Here is a 22,765-nt window from a genome sequence, read left to right as displayed (position 1 = left end):
CCCGTCCGCCCGGAGACCGGAGCCGAACGCGCTCGGTGACGACGAACGCAGGGGGCGTCCCGTCGTCCGCCCGGGGACCGGGGTTTCGCGTAACGCGCGCTCAGCGGCCGGCCGCCGCCTCCTTCGCCCACGGGGCACGCGCCGCGGCGCGCAGCGCGCGGCGGCGGCGCAGCCCGGTGAGCCGGTCCACGTAGAGACCGCCCTCCAGGTGATCGCACTCGTGCTGGAGGCAGCGGGCGAAGAAGCCGGTGCCCTCGATCCGGACCGGTGCGCCGGTGCGGTCGACGCCCTCGACCACCGCCTCGTCGTGGCGCGGGGTGCCCGCCTCGATACCGGGCAGCGACAGACAGCCCTCGGGGCCGCGGAGCACCGGCCCGTCCATCCGGGCCGGACGCGGGTTGACGATGTGTCCGAGGTGGCGGCGGTCCTCGTCGTCGGGGCAGTCGTAGACGAAGACCCGCAGCGGGACGCCGATCTGGTTGGCGGCCAGGCCCACGCCCCGGGCCGCGTACATCGTCGCGAACATGTCCTCGATCAGCCGGGCCAGCTCGCCGTCGAAGGACGTGACCTCCCGGCAGGGGGCCGCGAGGACCGAGTCGCCGAGGAGGCGGAGGGGACGCGGGTGCCCGGTGCGGCCGGGGATGGTGCGGGACGGCATGGGGAACAGCGTACGGTTCCCCCTGCGCAGGGTGACGCCGCAGGGGTGGCGGGGTTCGGGCACGGGCCCGGATCTCGATAGGCTGATCCCCGACCGGAGCCCCCGGCCGGCCGTCGGCCGCGGGGGAGGCGTTCCACCGGCAGCCCGGAGGGCAGGCGGGCGCCGGATGCAAGGAGGATCAAGGACGATGGCAGGCAACACGGAGCCGCTGTCGCCACGGGCCAAGCTGGCCGTGACGGCGGGCAGAGCCGCGGCGGCGGTATCGCGCGCGGCGGGCCGCGGCAGCGGATCGGTGATCGGCGGCCGGGTGGCGCTCAAGCTCGACCCCGACCTGCTGGCCCGGCTGGCGCGTCATCTGGACGTCGTGCTGGTGTCCGCGACCAACGGCAAGACCACCACGACCCGGCTGATCGCCGAGGCGCTGCGGGCCGGCGGCCCGGTGGTCTCCAACGCGCTGGGCGCCAACATGCCGGCGGGGATCACCTCCGCGCTGGCGGGCGGTTCGGACGCCAAGTTCGGCGTGATCGAGGTCGACGAGAAGTACCTCGCCGGGGTGGCGCGGGACGTCACGCCCAAGGCCATAGCGCTGCTGAACCTCTCGCGTGACCAGCTCGACCGGGCGGCGGAGACCCGCATGCTGGCCGAGCACTGGCGTGAGGGCCTCTCCGGCTCCAAGGCGCTGATCATCGCCAACGCCGACGACCCGCTGATCGTCTGGGCGGCCTCGTCCTCGGCGAACGTGGTGTGGGTCGCCGCCGGTCAGGAGTGGAAGGACGACGCCTGGTCGTGCCCCTCCTGCGGTGGTGTGATGCAGCGCCCCGACGACGACTGGTTCTGCGGTGAGTGCGGTTTCCGCCGCCCCACGCCGAGCTGGGCCCTGTCGGGCGACTACGTCCTCGACCCGCACGGCAGCGCCTGGCCGATCAAGCTCCAGCTGCCCGGCCGCGCGAACAAGGCGAACGCCACGACGTCCGCCGCGGTGGCCGCCGCCTTCGGCGTGCCCCCGCAGGTGGCCCTGGAGCGGATGTACAGCGTGCAGGCGGTCGCGGGCCGGTACGACGTGGTGTCGTTCATGGAGCGGGAGCTGCGGCTGCTGCTGGCGAAGAACCCGGCCGGCTGGCTGGAGACGTTCTCGCTGATCGACCCGCCGCCCACCCCGGTGATCATGTCCGTCAACGCCCGGGGCGCCGACGGCACCGACACCTCCTGGCTGTGGGACGTCGACTACACCCGCCTCGCCGGACACCCGCTGTTCGTCCTGGGCGACCGGAAGCTGGACCTCGCGGTCCGCCTGGAGGTCGCGGGGCTCGACTTCGAGGTCTGCGACAGCCTCGACCAGGCGGTGCGGATGGCGCCGCCCGGCCGGATCGAGGTCATCGCCAACTACACGGCCTTCCAGGACCTGCGCCGGCGCGTGGGCAACTGATGGCGATGGAACGACAAGGACGAGCGAGAATGAGCGACAACAGCCTGCGGCTGGTGTGGGTCTACCCGGACCTGCTGAGCACCTACGGCGACCAGGGCAACGCACTGGTCGTGGAGCGCCGGGCCCGGCAGCGCGGCCTGGACGTGCAGCGCCTCGACGTACGGTCCGACCAGCCGATCCCCACCTCCGGTGACATCTACCTGATCGGCGGCGGCGAGGACCGGCCGCAGCGGCTGGCGGCCGAGCGGCTGCTGCGCGACGGCGGGCTGAACCGCGCGGTCTCCAACGGCGCGATCGTCTTCTCGGTCTGCGCCGGGTACCAGATCCTCGGCCACGAGTTCATCAACGACCAGGACAAGCAGCAGCAGGGCCTGGGCCTCCTCGACGTGGTGAGCACCCGCGGCGAGGCGGAGCGGTGCGTCGGTGACGTCCTCGCCGACATCGACCCGCAGCTCAACCTCCCGCCGCTGACCGGTTTCGAGAACCACCAGGGCGTCACGCACCTGGGGCCGACGGCCCGCCCGTTCGCGAAGGTCCGGTTCGGCAACGGCAACGGCGTCGGCGACGGCTTCGAGGGCGCCTGGCAGGACACCGTCTTCGGCACCTACATGCACGGCCCGGTGATGGCGCGCAACCCGCACATCGCGGACCTGCTGCTGAAGCTGGCGCTGGACGTCAACGCCCTGCCCCCGGCCGACGACCGGTGGTACGAGGCGCTGCGCCAGGAGCGGATCGCCGCCGCGACCGCGACCACCTGACGGCCGCCGCGCGGGGCGTCCCCCACGCGGCCGCGCTCCCTCCCCGTACGCCCGCGGTCCCGCACCGCGGGCGTACGTGTGCGTGCGGGCCCCGCGCTTGTAGGGTGAACGCCATCCCCACCGGACGACGGGGTCCGGGCCTCCCCGCTCTACGTTGCAGAGGGTTTCTGGCATGCGTATTGGTGTACTCACCTCCGGTGGCGACTGCCCCGGTCTGAACGCCGTCATCCGCTCCGTCGTCCACCGTGCCACGGCCGACCACGGCGATGAGGTCATCGGTTTCCACGACGGCTGGCGCGGTCTGCTGGAGTGCGATTACCGCAAGCTCGATCTCGATGCCGTCGGCGGCATCCTGGCGCTGGGCGGCACCATCCTCGGCTCGTCCCGCGTGCAGCCGGCGCATCTGCGCGACGGCGTCGAGCGGGCCCGCGGGCACGTCGCGGACCTGGGTCTGGACGCGATCATCCCGATCGGCGGCGAGGGCACGCTGAAGGCGGCGCGGCTGCTGTCGGACGCCGGGCTGCCGATCGTCGGCGTACCGAAGACCATCGACAACGACATCGCGGTCACCGATGTGACGTTCGGCTTCGACACCGCGGTGGGCGTGGCGACGGAGGCGCTGGACCGGCTCAAGACGACCGCCGAATCGCATCAGCGGGTGCTGATCGTCGAGGTGATGGGGCGGCACACCGGGTGGATCGCGCTGCACTCGGGGATGGCGGCGGGCGCGCACGCGATCGTGGTGCCGGAGCGGCCGTTCGACATCGAGGAGCTGACGGCGCGGGTCGGCGAGCGGTTCGCGGCGGGCAAGAAGTTCGCGATCGTGGTGGCGGCCGAGGGCGCGAAGCCGCGTGAGGGGTCGATGCGGTTCGAGGTCGGTGACACCGACATGTACGGGCATGAGCGGTTCGCCGGGGTGGCGCGGCAGCTCGCGCGGGAGTTGGAGCACCGGCTCGGCAAGGAGGCCCGCCCGGTGATCCTCGGGCATGTGCAGCGCGGCGGGACGCCGACCGCGTACGACCGGGTGCTGGCGACCCGCTTCGGGTGGCACGCGGTGGAGGCGGCGCACCGCGGGGACTTCGGGATGATGACGGCGCTGCGCGGCACGGACATCACGCTGGTGCCGCTGGCGGAGGCGGTCGAGACGCTGAAGACGGTGCCGGGCGACCGCTACGACGAGGCCGAGTGCGTGCTGTGAGAGGCGGCCGCGCCCCGGTGTGAGGCGCGCCGTGCGAACCGCCCCCGGCCGAGGCAGGCACCGGGGGCGGTTCTAGTCTGGTCGCCGGAGTATCGGTACGAATCAGGAGCGAGCGGATGGATCACAGCGGGCACGGCATGACGATGGATCTGCCGCCGTTCACGCTGGGGCGGGGGATGGAGTTCGGCGGTGATCCGTTCTTTCTCGTCGGGTGCCTGGCGGCGCTGGTGCTGTACGGCTGGGCGGTGGCGCGGCTGCGGCGGCGCGGTGACGCGTGGCCGGTGGGACGGACCGTCGCCTGGGTGATCGGTGTGCTGACGATCGCGCTGGTGATGTGCACCGAGCTCAACGACTACGGCATGGTCATGTTCAGCGTGCACATGGTGCAGCACATGGTGATCTCCATGCTGTCGCCGATCCTGCTGCTGCTCGGGGCGCCGGTGACGCTGGCGCTGCGCGCGCTGCCGGCCGCCGGGCGGGGCCGCAAGGGCCCGCGGGAGCTGCTGGTGGCGCTGTTGCACAGCCGGTACGTGCGGATCATCTCGCATCCGGCGTTCACCATCCCGCTGTTCATCGCGAGCCTGTACGCGCTGTACTTCTCGCCGCTCTTCGACTTCCTGATGGAGTCGCGGGTGGGGCACATCGGGATGATGGCGCACTTCCTGGCGGTGGGCCTGGTGTTCTTCTGGCCGATCATGGGCGTGGACCCGGGGCCGCACCGGCCCGGCTACGTGATGCGGATGCTGGAGCTGTTCGCGGGCATGCCGTTCCACGCGTTCTTCGGTATCGCGCTGATGATGGGCACCGAGCCGATGGTGGACACGTATCTGCACCCGCCGGCCTCGCTGGGCATCGACGCGCTGTCGGACCAGATGGCGGCCGGCGGTATCGCGTGGGCGTTCAGCGAGATCCCGTCGGTGGTGGTGCTGATCGCGCTGGTCTACCAGTGGTACCGGTCCGAGGAGCGGCAGTCGCAGCGGTCGGACCGGGCGGCGGACCGCAACGGTGACCAGGACCTGGCGGACTACAACGCGTATCTGGCGTCGCTCAACGCGCGCGGGCGCTGACGGGGACGGATGGCGGTACGGGCCGCGGCCGGGGACGATGGTCCCGGGCCGCGGCCCGCCGCCTTTGTGGCGCGGCCCGCGTGAGGAGGTACGCCGATGAGCGGATCCACGAGGACGATGACCGGGCTCACCGTGGCCGGTCTGGTGGTGGCGACCGCGTACAGCGCGGCGCTGGGCGGTGATCCGTGGGTCTGGCTCACCTGGGTGGTGGTGGCGCTGGTGACCGCGGCGATGGTGGTGTCCCAGCGCTACTGAGGGCGTCGGCGGTCAGAAGCGGAACAGCGGGCCGGTGGCGGCGTCCATGGTGCAGGCGTTGGCGAAGGTCCGCTGCCAGTCGATGCGCAGTCCGCGCCACTCCCCCTCGGCGGTGACCGTCACCGGGGCGTACTGCTTGGTGCAGGCGTGTGGTGTGCCGCGCAGCGCGTCGAGGTCGCCGCGGGCCCAGGTCAGCGCGGCGCAGGCGGCGTCGTGCCGGGGGTGGTGGTCGCGGCCGTCGGGGCAGCGCAGCAGGACGCCGCGGATCCAGGTGTGGGCGGTGTCGGAGACGGTGAGGAAGACGCCGCGGTCCTCCTGGGGTGTGGCGGCGTCGGCGGGGGTGGCCGGGGTGAAGGTCACCGCGGTGACGAGGGCGGCGGCGGTGACCGCTGCGGCGCGGGCCGCTCGGCGGCGTCGGCTGACGGACATGGGGCATCTCCTGGCGCTCGTGGGGGTGGGCGACACCGGGCGCGCCCGGCCTGGCGTGGTGGCCGGGCGCGCCGGTATCCGCCTCAGCGCACCGCGCGCGGGCCGGTCCGGCAAGCGGGCTCGCCGTGTGGTCGCCCCAACGGCGCCCGGGTGCGCGGCGGCCCGTCAGACGCCGTCGGCGAGCGGGCCGACGGGTGCGCGGCGGACCACGTCCACCAGCGACCGGTCGGTGATCTTCAGGCTCGGGGAGACGGCGAGGGTGAGGGTGGAGACGCTCATGAAGGGGTTGAGGTGGTCCCAGCCCCATGCGTCGAGGGCGTCGCGGACCGCCTGTGAGCGGCGGACCGTCTCCTCGGCGGGCGCGGGCGACATCACGCCGCCGACCGGCAGCGGCAGGCTCGCCACCACCCGGTCGCCGTGGGCGACGGCCACCCCGCCGCCGGTGGCGACGACGTCCCGCGCGGCGGCGGCCATCGCGGCGCGGGAGGTGCCGATGGTGACGAGGTTGTGGCTGTCGTGGGCGTACGTGGTGGCCAGGGCGCCGTCGGTGAGGGTGCGGCCCAGCAGGGGTGCGAAGACGCGTCCGGCGCGCCCGTAGCGGTTGCGGACCCGGACGACGGTGGCGCGGCCCTCCCATCGCACCTCGCCGTCGCGGACCGGCAGGTCGAGCGCGTCCTCCTCGGTGTAGGTGTCGCGGGGGTTGAGGCGCAGGGCGCGGAAGCGGTGGGTGCCGTCGGGGAGGTCGGTGTGCCAGCGGAAGCCGTCGGCGTCCTGCGGTTCGACGTGGACGGTGCCGGTGAGGGCGCCGGATGCGTCGGCGGAGGCGGTGGGGGCGGCCGTCTCCGGTACGGCGACGGCGTCGCGGGCGACGACGCGGCCGCCGGCGAGGACGAGCGCCGGGTCGAAGGCGGCCAGTTCGCCACGGAGGAGGACGAGGTCGGCGCGCTTGCCCGGGGCGACCACGCCGCGGTCGTACAGGCGCAGGCGCTGGGCCGGGTTCCAGGTCAGGGCGCGCAGGACCGCCTCGGCGGGGAAGCCGGCGCGGACGGCGACGCGGGCGATGTGGTCGAGGTGGCCGTGGGCGAGGATGTGGTCGGCCGCGAGGTCGTCGGTGACCAGGCAGAACGGCGGGAGCTGCGGGAGTGCGAGGAGCGCCTGGGCGACCTCGGGGAGCAGGCACTTCTCCTGGAGCATCATCAGCATGCCCAGGCGGGCCTTCTCCAGGACGACCTCGGTGCGGTTCTTGGTGTGGTCGGAGTCGACGCCGGTGGCGAGGTAGGCGCTGAGGTCGGCGCCGCTGAGGTTGGGGCAGTGGCCGTCGAGGATCATGCCGCGGCGGCGGGCGGCGCCGACCACGTCGCGCATCCGCGGGTCGCCGCCGACGACGGCGCGGTAGTCCATGACCTCGCCGAGGGCGATGACGCCGGGCCAGCCGAGCATCGTGTCGATGTCGTCGGCGCTCAGGCTCGCCCCGGCGTGCTCCAGCCCCTCCAGGGCGGGGACGCAGGAGGGGACGCCCCAGAGCTGGGTCTGGGCGGTGGTGGCGCCCGCGTCGATCATCCAGCGCATGGCGGCGGCGCCGGCGACGTTGACGATCTCGTGGGGGTCGGCGAGGACGGTGGTGGTGCCGCGGGCCAGGGTGAGGGCGGCGAAGGTCTGCGGGGTGAGGAACGAGCTCTCGATGTGCATGTGCGCGTCGACGAAGCCGGGCGCGATCAGCAGACCGGTGGCGTCGAGGTGCTCGTGGGCGTCGGCGGGGGTGCCGGGCGGCAGGACGCCGCTGATCAGGTCGGAACGGACCAGGACGTCGGCGGCGAACCGTTCGCCGGTGAAGCTGGACACCACCTGGCCGCCGCTGATCCTCAGGTCGTGCGGGCGGGGGGAGGTCATGGGTGCGTCTCCTCGTACGGAAAGCGTGTGGGCGCGGGTGTCAGGTGGCGAGCGTGAAGAAGTAGTAGCCGAGCGGGATCAGGACGATCCACAGGCCCCACGGGATCTCGCGGAAGCGTCCGGCGGCGGCCTTGACCAGGACGTGGGAGGTCAGGCCGACGGCGATGCCGGTGCCGAAGTTGCCGAAGAAGAGCGTGGTCGCGACGGTGAGGGCGGCGGGGACGGCGTCGGTCGGATCGGTGAAGTCGATCTTGCGCAGGGCGCCGAGCATGGTCAGTCCGACGTACATCAGCACCGGGGCGGTGGCCGCCGACGGGATGAGCGTGGCGAACGGGGTGACCAGCAGCAGCGCGGCGAAGCCGAGCGCCGCCCAGAGAGAGGCGAGGCCGGTACGGGCGCCGCTGTCGGCGCCCGCCGAGGACTCCAGGTAGGCGGTCATGCTGGGCGCGCCGAGGGCCGCGCCGCCGATGACGGCGCCGGAGTCGACGTAGAAGGGCTTGCGGACGCCGGGGAGGTTGCCGTCCGCGTCGGTGAGTCCGGCGCGGCCCGCGACGGCGAGCAGGGTGCCGGTCATCGAGAAGAACTCGGAGACGAAGAAGGCGAAGATGTACGGGAAGTACTCGGGCTTGAGGGCGCCGAACACGTCGATGTGGAAGACGGCCGGGCCGGGGCTCGACGGCAGGGCGAAGAGGTGGTCGGGCAGGTGGGTCACGCCGAGCGGGATGCCGGCGAGGGTGACCGCGGCCATGGTGATCAGGAACGCGCCGGGGACCTTGCGGGTGGCGAGGGCGGTGAGCAGCACGAGTCCGGCGAGCGCCAGCAGTCCGGCCGGGGCGGCGAGATCGCCGACGGTGAGCGCGGCGCTGTCCGGGCGGGCCTTGACCAGCCCGCTGTCGCGGAAGCCGATCAGCGCGATGTAGAGGCCGAGGCCGCCGCTGATGGCGTGCTTGAGGTTCAGCGGCATCATGCGGGTGATGAGGTCGCGGATGCCGAGCGCGGTCAGCAGCAGGAAGGCGACGCCGGACCAGAGGACCATGCCGAGTGCGGCGTCCCAGGGGACCTTGTCCTGGCCGACGATGGTGACGGCGAGCAGGGCGACGCCGCCGAGCCCCGGGGCGACGACGAAGGGGAGGTTGGCGACGAGGCCCATCGCCAGCGTCGCCAGGACGATCGCGATCAGGACGGCGGTGGTGGCCGCGCCGTGCGGGATTCCGGCCTTGGCGAGCTGGCTGGGCACGACGACCGCCGCGTAGGCGGCCGCCACGAACATCGACAGTCCGGCCAGCGCCTCCGTCCGCGGTGTACTGCCGCGCTCCCGGAGCCGGAAGAGCCGCTCCAGGCGGGAGGCGGGCGCCTCGGGCCCCGTGGCCGGGGCCGTGGGTCCGGCGCCGCGTGCGTCGGTAGGGGGCATGAACACCTCGGAGGAGGACGGGGCAGCTCCGGGAAGTCTCTCCCCGGCTGCTGCCGAGTGCCGTGAAACCGGTTGCAGAGACCGGTTGCAGACAGCATGCCATGCGGGGGACGCCGGGGGAAGGCCCGGGCGGGGCCACGGTCCGCCCCGCCGCCGCATACTTGGCCGATGGGCGAACCGAGGGAATCCTGGACCAACACCACCCATGACTGGGCCGCCGCCGTGGACGAGGCGCATCTCGCGCTCATCCGCCGCAGGCCCGCCGAGTTCGCTCCGGGCGGGCCGGTCCACCTCGTCCTCGAAGTGCTCGCCCACGCCGCCGACGAGGCGGCGGACCGGGGCGGCGGGCGGTGCGTGGTCACCCTGTACCCGGACGGTTCCGTCGCGGTGGCGGACGACGGGCGGGGCACCGACACCCGGTTCGACGAGGACGGGCGGGCCGTTCAGAAGCCGGTCATGTCCACGGAGGACCTCCGCTTCTTCCGCTCCCCCGCGGCGGAACGCCTGCCGGACGGGAAGCCGCGCCGGGGGATGTCCGTCGTCGCGGCGCTGTGCCCGTGGCTGACGCACACCAACCGCCGCGCCAACGGCGCCTGGCGGCGGCGCTACGCGTACGGAGTGCCGGTGACCGGGCTGGAACCCGTCGCGGGCGACGGCACCACCGGGACCCGGGTTCACTTCCTGCCGGACGCGGACCTGGGACCGCGGTGGTCACCGACCGAGGCGGAGGCGGCCCGGTGGTCCGCGCACTGGCCGGAGCTGACCCTCCGCCTCGACGACCGGCGCGGCCACGGGACGCGTCCGCGCCCCTGACCAGGGGAGACCGCCGCGCCGCCCCCTGCCGGTGAGGAGGAACGGCCGCGGCGCCCGCGCGGACCGGTCCCGGTCGCACCGCGGGTCCCCCGGCGGGGGCGGGCGGAGCGCCGGGCCGTCCCTCGCGGGCGCCGCGGCCGTACGTCTCCTCGTCAGCCCTTGTGCAGCGCGCCGTCGAGGAGCGGCAGCAGGCGGTCCCAGTGGCGCTGGTACGCGGCGGGGGCGAAGGCCGCGGTGTCGGACATGGTGAAGCCGTGGAGGGCGTCCGGGTAGATCTCGGTGGTGTGGCTGACGCCCGCGGCGTCCAGGGCGCGGTTCAGCTCCTCGATGCCCTCCGGGGAGAGGTCGCCCTCGGCGAGACCGATGTGGACCCGCGCGGTCAGTTCGGGCACCAGGCGGTGCGGGCTGTCGGGCTCGTCGGTGACCAGCGGGCCGGGGTGGAACCCGGCGACGGCGGCGACCCGGTCGGGGTGGGCCGTCGCGGTGCGCATCGCCAGGATGGCGCCGAAGCAGTAGCCGATCGCGGCGACGGGCCCGGCGGAGACCTCGGGCTGTTCGGCGAGGAACCGCAGGTAGGCGTCGGCGTCACGCAGCGCGCGGTCGGTGGTGTACTCCTCGATCAGCGGCATGATGCGGCCGAAGAGCGCGGGCCGCGACTCCTCGTCGATGTGGTCGGGAAGCTCGAACACCGGCGCCGGGCGGGTGCGGTAGTAGAAGTTGGGGACGAGGACGTAGTAGCCGTGACCGGCCAGTTCCCGCGCCATCTCGCGCAGGACGGGCCGCACGCCGAAGGCGTCGGGGTGGAGCAGCACTCCGGGGTGGCTCCCGCCGCCGTCGGGGAAGGCGGCGAAGGCGTCGGCGGTGCCGTCCGGGGTGGGGATCTGCAACTGCTTCTGGGGCATGGGGTGTTCCTTCCTCGGGCTGCCGCCGGTGCGCAGCCCCGGTCCGGGTGAAGGTCTCCAGAAGATCACCCCGGCGCGGGGCCGGGCGGTGTTTTTCCGGATGGAGCGACAGGAACCGCGGCGGGCGGGCGGAACGGGCTCCCGCCACGGGGAGCGGGGCGTCCGGCCCGGCCCCCCGGTCGCCGGTCAAGATCCGCCATGAGCGTACGGGCCGGGAAACGCGCCGCCCCGGGAGGGGCGGACACCGGCGGGCACGCCCGTACCGCCACAGACCCGTACCGCCACGGACCCGTACGCCCGGTGGGTGGCCCGGCGCCGTTCCGCGCGGCCCGGCGCCGTTCCGCTCGGCTCAGCTCCGTGCCGCCCACCGGCGGCGTCCCTTCTCTGCGCCTTCGGATGACGCGTTTTCCGGACACACCACATTCCGCCGGTCACCGGCCGCGGCCGCCTCCCGCCCGTCGCCGGGGCGGTGGCGAAGCGGCTCGCCGAGGGCGCGGTCGTCGGCTGGTTCCAGGGCCGGACGGAGTTCGGGCCGCGGGCGCTGGGTGCCCGCTCCATCCTCGGGGACCCGCGCGATCCCGGGATGCAGTCCGCGATGAACCTCAAGATCAAGTTCCGGGAGTCGTTCCGGCCGTTCGCCCCCTCGGTCCTCGCCGAGGACGCCAAGGACTACTTCGCGCTGCGCCAGGAGAGCCCGTACATGCTGGTGGTCGGCCAGATCGCCGAGACGCAGCGCCTGGTGGCCGAGGCGGACGGCGCCACCGGTCTCGACCGCCTCAAAACCCTCCGCTCCACGATCCCGGCCGTCACCCACGTCGACTGCTCGGCCCGCGTCCAGACGGTGACGGAGGAGGCCAACGCCCCGTACCACCGGCTGCTGACCGCCTTCAAGGAGGAGACCGGCTGCCCGGTCCTGATCAACACCTCGTTCAACGTCCGCGGCGAACCGATCGTCAACACCCCCGAGGAGGCTTACACCTGCTTCATGCGCACCCATATCGACGTGCTGGTCCTCGGCAACTTCCTGCTGGAGAAGGACGATCAGCCGCGCTGGGAGGAGGAGCACGACTGGCGCGAGTCGATCCCGCTGGACTGACCGGACCACGCCCGCGAAAGGACTTCACCCCATGCGCAAACTGCTGCTTCTCCTCGTCTACGCCCTGCTGGTGACCCCCGCCGGGCTGGTGCTGAGGATCGTGCACGACCCGCTCGCCCGCCGCCGGCGGCCGGGCGCCGCCAGCTACTGGACGAGCCCGGCGTAGGGCGGTCCGCGGAAGGGGCCCGCGCGGGAGGTGTCCGCGCGGGCCTCAGCGCCGTCCCGGCGGCGCCGTCGACGCGCGGACCTCCAGCCGGGGCGCCAGGCGGGTGGTGGTGCGCGGGCCCGTGCCGGCGCACAGCTCGACCAGGCGGCGGACGGCCGTCGCGCCCGCCTCCGCCACCGGGAGCGCCAGCGCGGTGACGGGCGGGTCGGTGGCGGTGAAGGCGGTGAGGTCGTCGCCGGCCGCCACGCTCAGGTCGTCCGGGACGCGGCGGCCCGCGGCGCGCAGCCCGTGCAGCAGGCCGAGGGTGAGATAGCTGTTGTAGACGAGCACCGCCGTGGCGTCGCCGGGCAGTTCGGCCGCGGCGGCGATGCCCGCGTCGAAGGTGGGCGGCAGCGGCCCCAGGACGTGCAGGCGGGCCCCGGCGGCCGCGGTCCGTTCGGCCAGTGCCGCCCGGCGGTGGGTGTCCGACCAGGAGCCGGGCGGCCCGGAGACGTACGCGAGGTCGCGGTGGCCCAGCTCCAGCAGGTGGTCGGCGAGGCGGGTGGCGCCCTCCTCGGCGTCGAGGACGACGGCGGGCAGCCGGCCCGCCCGGCGGTCGACGAGGATCAGCGGCCGGTGCCTGGCGTGCTCGCGCAGCGCGGCGTCGGTGCCGACGGGCGCCACCATGACGACGCCGTCGGCCTGTTCGCCCAGGCGCGCGGCGAGCGCCGCCTCCCGGTCGGCGTCGGCCTCGGAGACGCTGATGAGGAGGTGGGCGTCGGCCTCCTCGGCGGCCCGCTGCGCGCCCAGGACCAGCGGGGAGAAGAAGGGGTTGGCCAGCGTCGGCACGATCAGGCCGATCAGACCGGTGCGGCCGGTGGTCAGCGCGCGGGCGCTGCGGTTGGGCTGGAAGCCGAGGCTCGCCGCGGCGTCCCGGACCCTCTCGCGGGTGGCGTCCGTGACCATCTCCGGGCGGGTCAGCGCGCGCGAGGCGGTGGCCTTGGAGACCCCGGCCACCCGCGCCACATCCGCGAGTGTCACCATCCGCTGCCTCCTTCCGGCCGCGCGTCGGCCGTCCGCCGCGCGGGCGCGCGGTCCGGCGTCCGATGCTAGTGCAACCGCTCTCTGAAACCGGTTCCCCGGGCTTGCGGAGGGACGGGGCGGAGCCTCAACACACGGGCGCGGGCGCCCCGGAGAGATCCGGGACGCCCGCGCCGCGGGACCGCGCAGGTCAGGGAGCGCCGGGCAGGTCGCTCGCGCCCATGGCGGCGGCCTTGACGCTCTTCTTCGCCGGCTCCGGGGTGGCGTGCGGCGCGCACGTCACGTCCCGGGCGTCGGTCGTGCCGTGCAGCAGGTAGGCGTCCACCCGGTCGTTGATGCAGGGGTTGGTCAGACCGGTGACGCCGTGCGAACCGGCGTCCCGCTCGGTGATCAGCCGTGAACCGGCGAACCGCTTGTGCAGCTCGACCGCGCCGTCGTACGGAGTGGCGGCGTCGCGGGCGCTCTGGACGATCAGCACCGGCGGCAGGCCCTTGCCGCTCTTGACCTCGACGGGGCGCTGCTGCTTGGCGGACCAGGTCGCGCACGGCAGGTTCATCCAGGCGTTCGCCCAGGTCATGAAGGGGGCCTTGGCGTGGACGCGGGTGTTGTCACGGTCCCAGGTGCGCCAGTTGGTGGGCCACTTGGCGTCGGCGCACTCGACGGCGGTGTAGACCGCGTTGCTGTTCTCGGACGCGATGTTGCCGGCCTTGTCGTCCAGGTTCGGACCGGCGTTCTCGATCAGCGGCTTCGCGTCACCGGCGCGGTAGGCGCTCCACACCTCGGCGGCGGGCGCCCACATCGAGTCGTAGTAGGGCGCCTGCTGGAAGAAGCCGGTCAGCTCGGCGGGGCCGACGAGGCCGCCGACGGGCTTCTTCGCCGCGCTCGCGCGCAGCTTCTCCCACTCCGCCTGGACCTTCTCGGGGGTGTCGCCGATGTGGTACGTCGCGTCGTGCTTCGCGACCCACTTCTTCCAGTCGCCCCAGCGGGTCTCGAAGGCGACGTCCTGGTCGAGGTTGGCCTGGTACCAGACCTTCTCGCGCGCGGGGTTGACGACGCTGTCGACGATCATGCGGCGGACGTGGCCCGGGAAGAGCGTGCCGTAGACGGCGCCGAGGTAGGTGCCGTAGGAGACGCCGAGGTAGTTGAGCTTCTTCTCGCCGAGCGCGGCGCGGATGACGTCCAGGTCGCGGGCGGTGTTGGGCGTCGTCAGGTACGGCAGGAGGTCGCCGCTGCGGGCGGCGCAGCCGTCCGCGTACGCCTTGGCGAGCTTGCGCTGGGCGCGCTTGTCGGCCTCGTTCCGGGGCACCGGGTCGGCCTTGGGGGCGCTGACGAACTCCTGCGGGTCGACGCAGGAGATGGCGGCGGAGTGGCCGACACCGCGCGGGTCGAAGCCGACGAAGTCGTAGGCCGCGGAGGTCTTCTTCCACAGCGGGTTGCCGCCGGTGACGCGGGTGGGGAAGCGCATACCGGAGCCGCCGGGGCCGCCCGGGTTGTAGACGAGGGCGCCCTGCCGCGCCTCCTTGCCGCCGGTGTTGCGGACCCGGTCGACGGCGATCTTGATGGTGCGGCCGCCGGGACGGGCGTAGTCCACGGGGACGGTGACGTATCCGCACTGGACCGGGGCCTTCAGACCCCAGTCGGCGGGGCAGTCCTGCCAGTCGATGCCCTGGGCCGCGGCGCGGGCGGCGGCGGCCCGCACACCGCGGTCCTCGGCCGAGGCGGCGGGGCGGCGCTCACCGGCGGTGGCGGGCGTGGCGGAGATCGCTCCGGCGAGGAGCGCGCCGGTCACCAGGGTGCCGGCGGCGCCGAGTGCTGCTGTTCTTCTCACGTGGTGGTTCCCCCTGAGGGCGTGCCGCGCGTAGCGGCTGATCACAGCGGTGTACGAGGGGATCCTGTCGCCCTTCGCCCCCTCTTGAAAAGATTCGAACATCATTTCTTTATCAATCCGTAGGAATGGTGGGGAGGGTGGAGGAGTCGCGACCGAGATCCCTCACGTCACATCCGCCGCCCCGTCGCCCTCCTTTCCCTGCCGTTACGGACAGTGGTGGCCGAGACGGTGTCAGCACGGCCGGAAGTCGCCGTGGCCACCGCGTTTCGCGGCGCTCCGGACGCATTTCCGGAGCGGCGGAGCACCAACCCGCCGGGGAGAAAGGGCTGTTCAGCTCCCGGTTGGCAGGGCACGTGGCGAACCGGTGGGCGTCCGGGGCGCTGCACATGGACCAGAACGCGTCAATCGTCCGTCATGTACGTTCCGGCTCTGTGCCGGGACACGCACGGTGAGTAGCCTTCAAGCGGGCTCTCCTCCGTGCCAGCCGCGCGGGGAGAGCTGTCGGCGTTTCGCCTCCGTCCCGTGACCGAGAAGGAGTTCCGCGTGCCGGGTATCGATCAGGTGTTGTCCGAGGCGATGGGTATCCCCGGCGTTCTCGGCGCCGGGCTGATCGACTGGACCAGCGGGCTGTCCCTCGGCACGGCGGGCCGGGCGCCCCGGAACGACCACGACGCCGCCGCCGCGGACACCGCCGAGGTCGTCCAGGCGGTCCAGCGCAGCGCCACCTTCGACTCCGGCGCCGACGGGGCGCGACCGGGTCTGGAAGACCTGATCCTCACCGCCGCCGGGGGCTATCACCTCATCCGCTTCGTCCACACCGCCTTCGACAGTCAGACGTACCTGTACCTGTACCTGGACCGGGAGCGGGCCAATCTGGCCGTCGCACGCAGGCGGCTGCACGATCTGGCGGCCGGGCTCGTGCCGGGCTGACCGCGGGCCCGCCCGCGCCGCCGCGACACGTCCGCGGCCCCGGCACCACCGGTGCGCGGGGCCGTGCTCGGCCCCGGTACCGCTCGACCGGACACGCTAGGGGAACGCCATGGGCCACTCCGCCGCCACTCCCCCGACCGGACCGGACGGCCCGCTCGCGCGACTCGCCGCCGAACGGGCCACCGGAGCACTCCGCTTTCCCGGTGGCCGCATCCGTCTCCGAGACGGTGCGGTCTCCTGGGTGGAGTGCGACGACCTGCCCGGGACCGCCGCACCCGGCGGCCCGGCCCGCGAGGGCGGCCGACCACGCCGTACGCGGCAGGGCCGGGCGGCCCGCGGAGCCTCCGGGGACGGTCGCGCGCCGGGGCCGGATGCCGGGGACACCACCCCGGAGAGTCTGGCGCTCCGGCAGATCCGTCATCTGACGCTGCTGCTGGACGCGGCGTTCCTGGTGCTGCCGCTCCCGGCGGAGGGCACGTCGTTCACGCCCGGCGCGGAGCACTGCCCCGCGGCCGTACGGCAGGTGGGCGTCGCCGCGCTGCTGCGGGCGGTCGCCGTCCGCCGGGCGCAGTTGGACGCCTGGCGGACGTGGGCGGCGGTGGACGGCGCACCGGTCGTCCTCGCCCCGGACGCCCGGCGTGAGGACGGCCCCGGCTGGCGGGCGCGGCTGCTGCTGGGCGCGGCCGACGGCCGGCGCACCCCCGCCGATCTCGCCCGGACGCTGGGGCATTCGGTGTTCTGGACACTGCTGGAGGTACGGCGGCTGGCCGCGGGCGGGCTGGTCGCGCTGCCGGAAGGCGCGGCGGAGACGGGCGGCACCCGGACCGGCGGCGGCGCGGGCGTCACCGGCCCGGCGGCGGACGACGGGACGGAGACGGCCGGCCCGGCGGCGTCCACGAGCGCGGCGGCGGCGAGTGGCCGGAAGACGGGCGGCGGGACGGGGACGACCGGAGCGGCGGGCGGCCGGAAGGCAGGCCGGGGCACGGCGGCGTCCGGCGGCAGGAAGACGGCCGGTGGCGCGGCGGCCGGTGGCGCGGCGGCCGGTGGGACGGAAGGTGCGGGAGCGGCCCGCGACACGGGACCGGAGGCGTCCGGCGGACGGTCCGCAAGCCGCGGCGGCGGGACGCGGCCGGGCGGGGCCGGGCGTCCCCGCGGCGGGGAGAAGCGTTCCGGCACGGCCGGGCGGGAGCGGAGCGGGACGGAGAAGCGACCGGGTGCCGCGCCCTCGCCGCCGTCGCGTCCGGCGGCCGGGGGCCGGGAGGGCGGGCTGCCGACCCGTACCCCCGCGGGCGGGCGGAGCGGCGGGCCGTCGTCGCGTGCGGCGGGGCGGGAGCGGGACGCGGAGCGTCCGGCGCACTCCGCCGCGGACGACGGCGGGGCGCCGGGCGGGCTGCCCCGGCGGCGTCCGGGGGTGTGTCTGGAGGAGGCGCGGGAGCGGGATCCGCAGCCCGCCGGGGCACCGGCGCTGCCGCCCGGGCTCCCGGAGACCGCCGATCCCGACGTCACGCTCCTCACCCGCCTGCGTACGGCACTGGAGGAGAACTTGTGATCCGTGGTGACGACCCATGAGACGCGCCCTCGCACGGCGCGCCGAGAAGAGGAGACTGATGACGATCCAGCCCAGAGTGCGGGACGAACTGCACGCGCTGCGGGACCAGGTGCGCCATCTCCGCGGCGGCATGGTGGCCAGCGCGGACGGCATGGTCATCGCCCACGATCTGCGGAACATCGAACCGGACGCCCTCGCCGCGCTCACCGCGGCGGCCATCGGCGTCGCCAAGCGTCTCACCGAGGCGACCGGTCAGGGCGCCTTCGAGGAGACCCTCACCCGCGGCACCCACGGCTACGTCGCGGCGTACGCGGCGGGGGCGCGGGCGGTGCTGACCACCGTGGGCGGCCCGGAGATCAACGTCGGGCGGCTGCACCTCCAGGCCCGGCAGGCCGCGGAGCGCATCGGCGCGCTGGTGGACGAGGCGCCCGCCCCGGACCCGTCCTGAGCCCCCTGCCGCCGCGCGCCCACCGGTCGTCGCTCCGCCGGCGCCGCGCCCCGTATCCCGCGTTCCGCGCTCGCCGCAATCCGTACCCAGAAAGGTGTGCACCGTTATGGCATCCATGGAAACCGCGCTCGCCGATGCGATGTCGACCATCGAAGGCGTCATCGGCATCGCCCTCGTCGATCACACCAGCGGGATGACGCTGGCGGCGCTCGGCGGCGGCAACACACTCGATATGGAGGTCGCGGCGGCGGGGAACACCGACCTCGTCCGCGCGAAGCTGCGCACGATGGAGATGCTCGACCTCCAGGGCTCCATCGAGGACATGCTGATCACGCTCACCTCGCAGTACCACCTGCTCCGGCCGGTGACCGGGCGCCACGGCGCCGGGCTCTTCCTGTATCTGGTGCTCGACCGCAAGCGCGCCAATCTCGCGCTGGCCCGGCACCGGCTCGCCCGGGTCGAGGAGGTCCTGGAGGTGTGAGCGGCGGGCCCGCCGTCCGGCCCCGCACGCCCCGCGTCCGCCGTCCGGGCGCCGCGGGGCGGGCGGGGCTGACGCGCTCTCAGCCCGGCAGGTTCCCGGCCGCCTCGTCGAGGACGGCGCGCAGCCGCAGGGCGTCGGGGGCGACGGCGGTGGCGAGGAGGGCGGGGCCGGTCAGCGGTGTCAGCACGCCCTGCCCGGCGGCCGGGTCCAGGCGCTCCGGCGCGGCGCCGCCCAGCAGGCGGACCTGTTGCCCTTCCTCCGCCAACTCCGGTGTCACGAACAGGAGTTGACCGATCGCGCGGTGGCCGCCGAGGACGGCGGAGGTGTCCCAGCCGGGTACGCCGGGGCCGTAGGCGGTCTCCTGGTCGAGCAGGGTGTGGCCGGCGCGGCGGAGTGTCAGACGGCTGTGGAGGCGGCCGGTGCGTTCCCCGGCGCGGCCCAGGACCTGTTCCTCGCGCAGGACGAGGCGGGCGGTGGGGGCGAGGTCGATGGTGGTGGTCATCCACAGGTCGCTGCCCTCGGCGCAGATCAGCGGTTCGGGCAGCCAGTCGAGGCGGGCGCCGTCGCCGACGGTCAGCCGGACGTCGTAGGTGGCGGCGTCGCCGGTGCGGCCGGGCAGCGCGACGGTGGCGGCGGCCGCGGTCAGATGGAGTGACGCCCCGTCCTCGGCGGTGGCCTCGACGGCCAGCCGGTCCCCGCCGAGCGGGGCGCTCATCGCGCCCACCATGCAGACGCGGGCCCGCGGCCCCGGGAGGCCGAGCCGGCGCAGCGCGAACGGCCCGGAACCGTCCAGGACGGGCAGCCGGGTGGTGCCGTGCGCGTCGGCGCGGGCGACGATGCGGGCGGTGGCCCGCAGTCCGGCGGCCGTGGTGAGGTCGCCGGACGGCCGGGTGATCGTGGTGGGCGCGGTGGTCATGCGGCGGCGCTCGTGGTCCAGGCGGTGAGGCGGTCGCGGACCCAGGCGGCGACGGGGGTGACACCACCGTCGGACTTGACGTTGGTGAACACCACCGGCAGCTCCCCACGCTGCGCCTTGGCATCGCGGGCCATACCCTCCAGATCCACCCCGACATACGGAGCGAGGTCGGTCTTATTGACGATCAGCAGGTCAGCGGTGGTGACACCGGGACCGCCCTTGCGGGGAATGTCATCACCACCCGCCACATCGATCACGAAGATCTGCGCATCGACCAGACCCTTGGAGAACGTCGCGGTGAGGTTGTCGCCACCGGACTCGACCAGGATCAAATCCAGCGGCCCGACCTCGTCCTCCAGATCCTCGACGGCTTCGAGGTTGGCGGAGATGTCGTCGCGGATCGCGGTGTGCGGGCACGCACCCGTCTCCACCGCCTTGATCCGCTCGGCGGGCAGGACCGCCTCACGCAGCAGGAACTCCGCGTCCTCACGCGTATAGATGTCATTGGTGACGACAGCGAGGGAGAGTTCGTCGCGCAACGCGCGGCACAGGGCGGCGACGGTGGCGGTCTTGCCGGTGCCGACCGGGCCACCCAGACCGATCCGCAACGCACGGCGGGAACCATCGGGGCGGACCGGCGCCGCGGCGCTGTAGCTGTGACGGTGCGGGAAGATCTCATCGAGCTCGTGATCGAGATGCATACAAACTCCGTAAGTCGTGCGGGCGCGCGAGGCGCCCGGGGCCGCCGGGAACACGGGCTCCCGGCGGCGGGTCAGGAAGCGAAGAGACGGACCGGCCAGGCCGCGTGCTGCTCGGCGGTGAGATCCAGCAACGGCGCGGACGCGGCCGGCAGGACATCGACACCTTCCCCCGGAACGCGCCGGGCAGCGGCGACAGCAGTGGCGGCCACCCGGTCCACCTCGGGAGCCAGACGGGCGAGGACGGCGGTCGCGTCGAACGGATCCAGGCTCAGCAACCGGACCACCGCCGTCGCCGGACCGCTGACACTCTCGTACACAGCGGCATACGCGGCATCCAGCGACGCCAGCCCCGCCGAACGGGCGGCGACGCCCAGCACCACCGGCTGATGCGCACCACGCGGACGCGCCGCCGCCAACGCGGCCAGCTCCACCGACGGCCACGCCGCCCGCGCCGCCCGCATCATCTGCCGCCCCAACCGACGCGCCGCACTCCGCAACGCCGGAACCGGAGTACGCGCATCCGCCGCGTCGTCGAGCGCCAACGGATCACCACCGGCCGCGGCAGCCGCCGCGAGCCCCGCCGCAACCAGACCCGCGGTATGCAACCGCCCCCGGCAGAACACCTCCAAAGAAGCGGCATCCGTGACACGCCCGGCCGCGACCGCCGCCTCCGCCCCACCGGAATGCGCATGCCCCCCAGCAGGAAACCGGCCATCAGCCAGCACCATGAGAGCGGCCCGGCTCATCCCCGGCCCCCAAGACGCCTACCGTTCATAGGAAACATCACCTGCGCCGCATCAGAAGAGGAAGTACCGCTGGGCCATGGGCAGTTCGGCGGCGGGGGCGGGCTCGACCACCTCGTCGTCGATGGTCACCGTGAAGGTGTCCGGCTCCACATGGACCCGCGGCAGCGCGTCGTTGTTGCGCATCGACGCCTTGGTGACGGACCGGGTGCTGCGGATCGGCTCGTACGCCTTGCCCAGCGGGAGCCGTTCGGCGATGCCGTCCTCGACCGCCTGCGCGGAGACGAAGTTGACGGAGTTGCTGCCCGGGGCCTTGCCGATGGCGCCGAACATGGGGCGCGGCAGGATCGGCTGCGGGGTGGGGATGGAGGCGTTGGCGTCGCCGACCTGCGCGTACGCGATCTGGCCGCCCTTGATGACGAGCAGCGGCTTGACGCCGAAGAACGCCGGGTCCCACAGCACGAGGTCGGCGAGCTTGCCGTCCTCGACGGAGCCGATGACGTGATCGATGCCCTGGGCGGCGGCCGGGTTGATGGTGTATTTCGCGACGTACCGGCGGGCGCGGGTGTTGTCCGCGGCGCTGTCGCCGGTGAGGAGGCCGCGGCGCTTCTTCATCACGTGCGCGGTCTGCCAGGTGCGCATGACGACCTCGCCGATGCGGCCCATGGCCTGGGCGTCCGAGGACATGATCGAGATGGCGCCGAGGTCGTGCAGGATGTCCTCGGCGGCGATGGTCGAGGGCCGGATGCGGGACTCGGCGAACGCGAGGTCCTCGGGGACCGCCGGGTTCAGGTGGTGACAGACCATCAGCATGTCGAGGTGTTCCTCGACGGTGTTGACGGTGTGCGGCCGGGTCGGGTTGGTCGACGCGGGCAGCACGTTCGGCTCGGAGACCATGGCGATCATGTCGGGGGCGTGACCGCCGCCCGCACCCTCGACGTGGAAGGCGTGGATGGAGCGCCCGGCGATGGCCGCGATGGTGTCGCCGAGGAAACCGGCCTCGTTCAGGGTGTCCGTGTGGATCGCGAGCTGGGCGCCGCTCTCCTCGCAGATGTTCAGGCAGGCGTCGAGGACGGCGGGGGTGGCGCCCCAGTCCTCGTGGATCTTGAAGCCGAGGACTCCGGCGCGGAGCTGGTCGCGCATCGAGTCGGCGGACATGGTGTTGCCCTTGCCCAGCAGACCGATGTTGACGGGGAGGTGGTCCATCGACTCCAGGAGCCGGGAGATGTGCCAGGCGCCGGGGGTGATGGTGGTGGCCTTGCTGCCCTCGGCGGGGCCGGTGCCGCCGCCGACGAGGGTGGTGACGCCGGAGGCGAGGGCCTCGTCCACCTGCTGGGGGCAGATGAAGTGGACGTGGGTGTCGATGGCACCGGCGGTGAGGATCTTGCCGTTGCCGGCGATGATCTCGGTCTCCGGGCCGATGACGAGGTCGGGGTGGACACCGTCCATCGTCTCGGGGTTGCCCGCCTTGCCGAGCCCGGTGATCCGGCCGTCGCGGATGCCGACGTCCGCCTTGACGATGCCCCAGTGGTCGAGGACGACGACGCCGGTGATGACGGTGTCGGGGGCGCCCTCGGCGCGGGTGACGCGGGACTGCCCCATCGACTCGCGGATGACCTTGCCGCCGCCGAAAACGGCCTCGTCACCGGCGCGCCCGGGACCGCCGCTGCGGTCCTCCTCGATCTCGATGACCAGGTCGGTGTCGGCGAGGCGGATACGGTCGCCGGCCGTCGGGCCGAAGAGGTCGGCGTAGTCCTGGCGGGAAAGCTCAGCCATCGAGAGTGCCTCCGGTCTCACCGCGCAGCCCGGCGACGATCCGCTTGCCCGCGAGGGGGACCAGCTCGACCTCGGTGGGGATGCCGGGCTCGAAACGTACGGCGGAGCCCGCCGCGACGTTGAGCCGCAGGCCGTGCGCGGCCGCGCGGTCGAACGCCAGGCCCGGGTTGGCCTCGGCGAAGTGGTAGTGGGAGCCGACCTGCACGGGGCGGTCGGCGGAGTTGAGGACGGTCATGCGCGTGAGGGGGCGGCCTTCGTTGAGGCGTACCGGCTCGTCGGCGTAGAGGATCTGTCCCGGGATCAT

General features: G+C 73.8%; 23 protein-coding genes and 1 pseudogene. 12 read left to right on the top strand and 12 right to left on the bottom strand.

What is annotated here, in order from left to right:
• Positions 1-100: 100 nt before the first annotated feature.
• Positions 101-658, bottom strand: a complete 558-nt coding sequence (gene def, locus ACGH2B_RS27665) for a peptide deformylase (RefSeq protein ID WP_399095529.1) — start codon at positions 656-658, stop codon at positions 101-103.
• A 187-nt stretch (positions 659-845) separates the two neighbouring features.
• On the opposite strand from def, the gene ACGH2B_RS27660 reads away from it, so the two are divergent.
• The 5 genes from ACGH2B_RS27660 (at position 846) to ACGH2B_RS27640 (ending at position 5,362) form a co-directional block, all read left to right on the top strand.
• The gene (locus ACGH2B_RS27660) at positions 846-2,084 is read left to right on the top strand and encodes a MurT ligase domain-containing protein (protein ID WP_399095526.1); all 1,239 of its coding nucleotides are present in this window, start codon (positions 846-848) and stop codon (positions 2,082-2,084) included.
• Positions 2,085-2,113: 29 nt separating this feature from the next.
• A complete protein-coding gene (locus ACGH2B_RS27655) occupies positions 2,114-2,842 on the top strand; it encodes a type 1 glutamine amidotransferase (protein WP_399095523.1) in 729 nt (242 codons plus the stop codon).
• A gap of 172 nt (positions 2,843-3,014) precedes the next feature.
• A complete protein-coding gene (locus tag ACGH2B_RS27650) occupies positions 3,015-4,040 on the top strand; it encodes a 6-phosphofructokinase (RefSeq protein ID WP_399095520.1) in 1,026 nt (341 codons plus the stop codon).
• A 116-nt stretch (positions 4,041-4,156) separates the two neighbouring features.
• On the top strand, positions 4,157-5,107 hold the full coding sequence (locus tag ACGH2B_RS27645; RefSeq protein WP_399095517.1) for a cytochrome c oxidase assembly protein: 951 nt from the start codon (positions 4,157-4,159) through the stop codon (positions 5,105-5,107).
• A gap of 96 nt (positions 5,108-5,203) precedes the next feature.
• Positions 5,204-5,362 carry a hypothetical protein gene (locus ACGH2B_RS27640; protein ID WP_399095514.1) on the top strand — a complete coding sequence of 53 codons (159 nt, stop codon included), beginning with the start codon at positions 5,204-5,206 and terminating at the stop codon, positions 5,360-5,362.
• Positions 5,363-5,374: 12 nt separating this feature from the next.
• Here ACGH2B_RS27640 and ACGH2B_RS27635 read toward each other — a convergent pair whose 3' ends face one another.
• The 3 genes from ACGH2B_RS27635 to ACGH2B_RS27625 all read right to left on the bottom strand — a co-directional run bounded on the left by ACGH2B_RS27635 (position 5,375) and on the right by ACGH2B_RS27625 (position 9,092).
• Positions 5,375-5,791, bottom strand: a complete 417-nt coding sequence (locus ACGH2B_RS27635; protein WP_399095511.1) for an SSI family serine proteinase inhibitor — start codon at positions 5,789-5,791, stop codon at positions 5,375-5,377.
• A gap of 165 nt (positions 5,792-5,956) precedes the next feature.
• Positions 5,957-7,681 (bottom strand): adenine deaminase C-terminal domain-containing protein, encoded by a 1,725-nt coding sequence (locus tag ACGH2B_RS27630; protein ID WP_399095508.1) that lies wholly within the window; start codon positions 7,679-7,681, stop codon positions 5,957-5,959.
• Between the two features lie 40 nt (positions 7,682-7,721).
• The gene (locus ACGH2B_RS27625) at positions 7,722-9,092 is read right to left on the bottom strand and encodes an NCS2 family permease (protein ID WP_399095505.1); all 1,371 of its coding nucleotides are present in this window, start codon (positions 9,090-9,092) and stop codon (positions 7,722-7,724) included.
• A 168-nt stretch (positions 9,093-9,260) separates the two neighbouring features.
• On the opposite strand from ACGH2B_RS27625, the gene ACGH2B_RS27620 reads away from it, so the two are divergent.
• Entirely contained in the window at positions 9,261-9,905 is a 645-nt protein-coding gene (locus ACGH2B_RS27620) for an ATP-binding protein (protein ID WP_399095502.1), read from the top strand.
• A gap of 152 nt (positions 9,906-10,057) precedes the next feature.
• Here ACGH2B_RS27620 and ACGH2B_RS27615 read toward each other — a convergent pair whose 3' ends face one another.
• On the bottom strand, positions 10,058-10,807 hold the full coding sequence (locus tag ACGH2B_RS27615) for a dienelactone hydrolase family protein (RefSeq protein WP_399095499.1): 750 nt from the start codon (positions 10,805-10,807) through the stop codon (positions 10,058-10,060).
• Positions 10,808-11,264: 457 nt separating this feature from the next.
• Between ACGH2B_RS27615 and ACGH2B_RS27610 the strand changes: the two are divergent.
• Positions 11,265-11,903: pseudogene (locus ACGH2B_RS27610) on the top strand (carbamoyltransferase C-terminal domain-containing protein); the annotation flags it as partial.
• A 31-nt stretch (positions 11,904-11,934) separates the two neighbouring features.
• Positions 11,935-12,069 (top strand): hypothetical protein, encoded by a 135-nt coding sequence (locus tag ACGH2B_RS27605; protein WP_399095496.1) that lies wholly within the window; start codon positions 11,935-11,937, stop codon positions 12,067-12,069.
• 45 nt (positions 12,070-12,114) lie between these two features.
• On the opposite strand, the gene ACGH2B_RS27600 is transcribed toward ACGH2B_RS27605, so the two are convergent.
• Both ACGH2B_RS27600 and ACGH2B_RS27595 read right to left on the bottom strand, forming a co-directional pair.
• Complete coding sequence (locus ACGH2B_RS27600; protein WP_399095493.1) at positions 12,115-13,092, bottom strand: LacI family DNA-binding transcriptional regulator; 978 nt, start codon at positions 13,090-13,092, stop codon at positions 12,115-12,117.
• Positions 13,093-13,279: 187 nt separating this feature from the next.
• Positions 13,280-14,917 (bottom strand): alpha/beta hydrolase, encoded by a 1,638-nt coding sequence (locus tag ACGH2B_RS27595; protein WP_399095490.1) that lies wholly within the window; start codon positions 14,915-14,917, stop codon positions 13,280-13,282.
• 543 nt (positions 14,918-15,460) lie between these two features.
• Here ACGH2B_RS27595 and ACGH2B_RS27590 point away from each other — a divergent pair.
• From ACGH2B_RS27590 to ACGH2B_RS27575, 4 genes are all read left to right on the top strand, one after another.
• Positions 15,461-15,847, top strand: a complete 387-nt coding sequence (locus tag ACGH2B_RS27590) for a hypothetical protein (RefSeq protein WP_399095487.1) — start codon at positions 15,461-15,463, stop codon at positions 15,845-15,847.
• Between the two features lie 109 nt (positions 15,848-15,956).
• Positions 15,957-17,396, top strand: coding sequence for a hypothetical protein (locus ACGH2B_RS27585; protein ID WP_399095484.1), 1,440 nt, complete (start codon positions 15,957-15,959; stop codon positions 17,394-17,396).
• 58 nt (positions 17,397-17,454) lie between these two features.
• The gene (locus ACGH2B_RS27580) at positions 17,455-17,844 is read left to right on the top strand and encodes a roadblock/LC7 domain-containing protein (RefSeq protein ID WP_399095481.1); all 390 of its coding nucleotides are present in this window, start codon (positions 17,455-17,457) and stop codon (positions 17,842-17,844) included.
• A 106-nt stretch (positions 17,845-17,950) separates the two neighbouring features.
• Complete coding sequence (locus ACGH2B_RS27575; RefSeq protein ID WP_399095478.1) at positions 17,951-18,325, top strand: hypothetical protein; 375 nt, start codon at positions 17,951-17,953, stop codon at positions 18,323-18,325.
• 79 nt (positions 18,326-18,404) lie between these two features.
• Here the strand turns inward: ACGH2B_RS27575 and ACGH2B_RS27570 are convergent, their stop codons facing one another.
• The 5 genes from ACGH2B_RS27570 to ACGH2B_RS27550 all read right to left on the bottom strand — a co-directional run bounded on the left by ACGH2B_RS27570 (position 18,405) and on the right by ACGH2B_RS27550 (position 22,765).
• Complete coding sequence (locus tag ACGH2B_RS27570) at positions 18,405-19,241, bottom strand: urease accessory protein UreD (protein WP_399095475.1); 837 nt, start codon at positions 19,239-19,241, stop codon at positions 18,405-18,407.
• Positions 19,238-19,942 (bottom strand): urease accessory protein UreG, encoded by a 705-nt coding sequence (gene ureG, locus ACGH2B_RS27565; protein WP_399088752.1) that lies wholly within the window; start codon positions 19,940-19,942, stop codon positions 19,238-19,240. Before ureG ends, ACGH2B_RS27570 begins: the two co-directional genes overlap by 4 nt.
• Before the next feature lie 71 nt (positions 19,943-20,013).
• On the bottom strand, positions 20,014-20,688 hold the full coding sequence (locus ACGH2B_RS27560) for an urease accessory protein UreF (RefSeq protein ID WP_399095472.1): 675 nt from the start codon (positions 20,686-20,688) through the stop codon (positions 20,014-20,016).
• 51 nt (positions 20,689-20,739) lie between these two features.
• Positions 20,740-22,461 carry an urease subunit alpha gene (locus ACGH2B_RS27555; protein ID WP_399095469.1) on the bottom strand — a complete coding sequence of 574 codons (1,722 nt, stop codon included), beginning with the start codon at positions 22,459-22,461 and terminating at the stop codon, positions 20,740-20,742.
• Positions 22,454-22,765, bottom strand: a complete 312-nt coding sequence (locus ACGH2B_RS27550) for an urease subunit beta (protein ID WP_030281360.1) — start codon at positions 22,763-22,765, stop codon at positions 22,454-22,456. The genes ACGH2B_RS27555 and ACGH2B_RS27550 overlap by 8 nt, the downstream gene beginning before the upstream one ends.

This window comes from Streptomyces sp. BBFR2, from assembly GCF_044497305.1.
Lineage (GTDB): Bacteria > Actinomycetota > Actinomycetes > Streptomycetales > Streptomycetaceae > Streptomyces.
The sequence above is the reverse complement of the archived record's forward strand: the minus strand, read 5'-3'. Positions and strand labels throughout refer to the sequence as shown.

Coding starts and splice junctions, on each gene's coding strand:
- ACGH2B_RS27620 (WP_399095502.1), top strand. CDS start 9,261: ATGGGCGAACCGAGGGAATCCTGGACCAACACCACCCATGACTGGGCC.
- ACGH2B_RS27630 (WP_399095508.1), bottom strand. CDS start 7,681: ATGACCTCCCCCCGCCCGCACGACCTGAGGATCAGCGGCGGCCAGGTG.
- ACGH2B_RS27655 (WP_399095523.1), top strand. CDS start 2,114: ATGAGCGACAACAGCCTGCGGCTGGTGTGGGTCTACCCGGACCTGCTG.
- ACGH2B_RS27615 (WP_399095499.1), bottom strand. CDS start 10,807: ATGCCCCAGAAGCAGTTGCAGATCCCCACCCCGGACGGCACCGCCGAC.
- def (WP_399095529.1), bottom strand. CDS start 658: ATGCCGTCCCGCACCATCCCCGGCCGCACCGGGCACCCGCGTCCCCTC.
- ACGH2B_RS27635 (WP_399095511.1), bottom strand. CDS start 5,791: ATGTCCGTCAGCCGACGCCGCCGAGCGGCCCGCGCCGCAGCGGTCACC.
- ACGH2B_RS27650 (WP_399095520.1), top strand. CDS start 3,015: ATGCGTATTGGTGTACTCACCTCCGGTGGCGACTGCCCCGGTCTGAAC.
- ACGH2B_RS27585 (WP_399095484.1), top strand. CDS start 15,957: ATGGGCCACTCCGCCGCCACTCCCCCGACCGGACCGGACGGCCCGCTC.
- ACGH2B_RS27570 (WP_399095475.1), bottom strand. CDS start 19,241: ATGACCACCGCGCCCACCACGATCACCCGGCCGTCCGGCGACCTCACC.
- ACGH2B_RS27550 (WP_030281360.1), bottom strand. CDS start 22,765: ATGATCCCGGGACAGATCCTCTACGCCGACGAGCCGGTACGCCTCAAC.
- ACGH2B_RS27660 (WP_399095526.1), top strand. CDS start 846: ATGGCAGGCAACACGGAGCCGCTGTCGCCACGGGCCAAGCTGGCCGTG.
- ACGH2B_RS27600 (WP_399095493.1), bottom strand. CDS start 13,092: ATGGTGACACTCGCGGATGTGGCGCGGGTGGCCGGGGTCTCCAAGGCC.
- ACGH2B_RS27580 (WP_399095481.1), top strand. CDS start 17,455: ATGACGATCCAGCCCAGAGTGCGGGACGAACTGCACGCGCTGCGGGAC.
- ACGH2B_RS27560 (WP_399095472.1), bottom strand. CDS start 20,688: ATGAGCCGGGCCGCTCTCATGGTGCTGGCTGATGGCCGGTTTCCTGCT.
- ACGH2B_RS27555 (WP_399095469.1), bottom strand. CDS start 22,461: ATGGCTGAGCTTTCCCGCCAGGACTACGCCGACCTCTTCGGCCCGACG.
- ACGH2B_RS27645 (WP_399095517.1), top strand. CDS start 4,157: ATGGATCACAGCGGGCACGGCATGACGATGGATCTGCCGCCGTTCACG.
- ACGH2B_RS27640 (WP_399095514.1), top strand. CDS start 5,204: ATGAGCGGATCCACGAGGACGATGACCGGGCTCACCGTGGCCGGTCTG.
- ACGH2B_RS27625 (WP_399095505.1), bottom strand. CDS start 9,092: ATGCCCCCTACCGACGCACGCGGCGCCGGACCCACGGCCCCGGCCACG.
- ureG (WP_399088752.1), bottom strand. CDS start 19,942: ATGCATCTCGATCACGAGCTCGATGAGATCTTCCCGCACCGTCACAGC.
- ACGH2B_RS27605 (WP_399095496.1), top strand. CDS start 11,935: ATGCGCAAACTGCTGCTTCTCCTCGTCTACGCCCTGCTGGTGACCCCC.
- ACGH2B_RS27575 (WP_399095478.1), top strand. CDS start 17,951: ATGGCATCCATGGAAACCGCGCTCGCCGATGCGATGTCGACCATCGAA.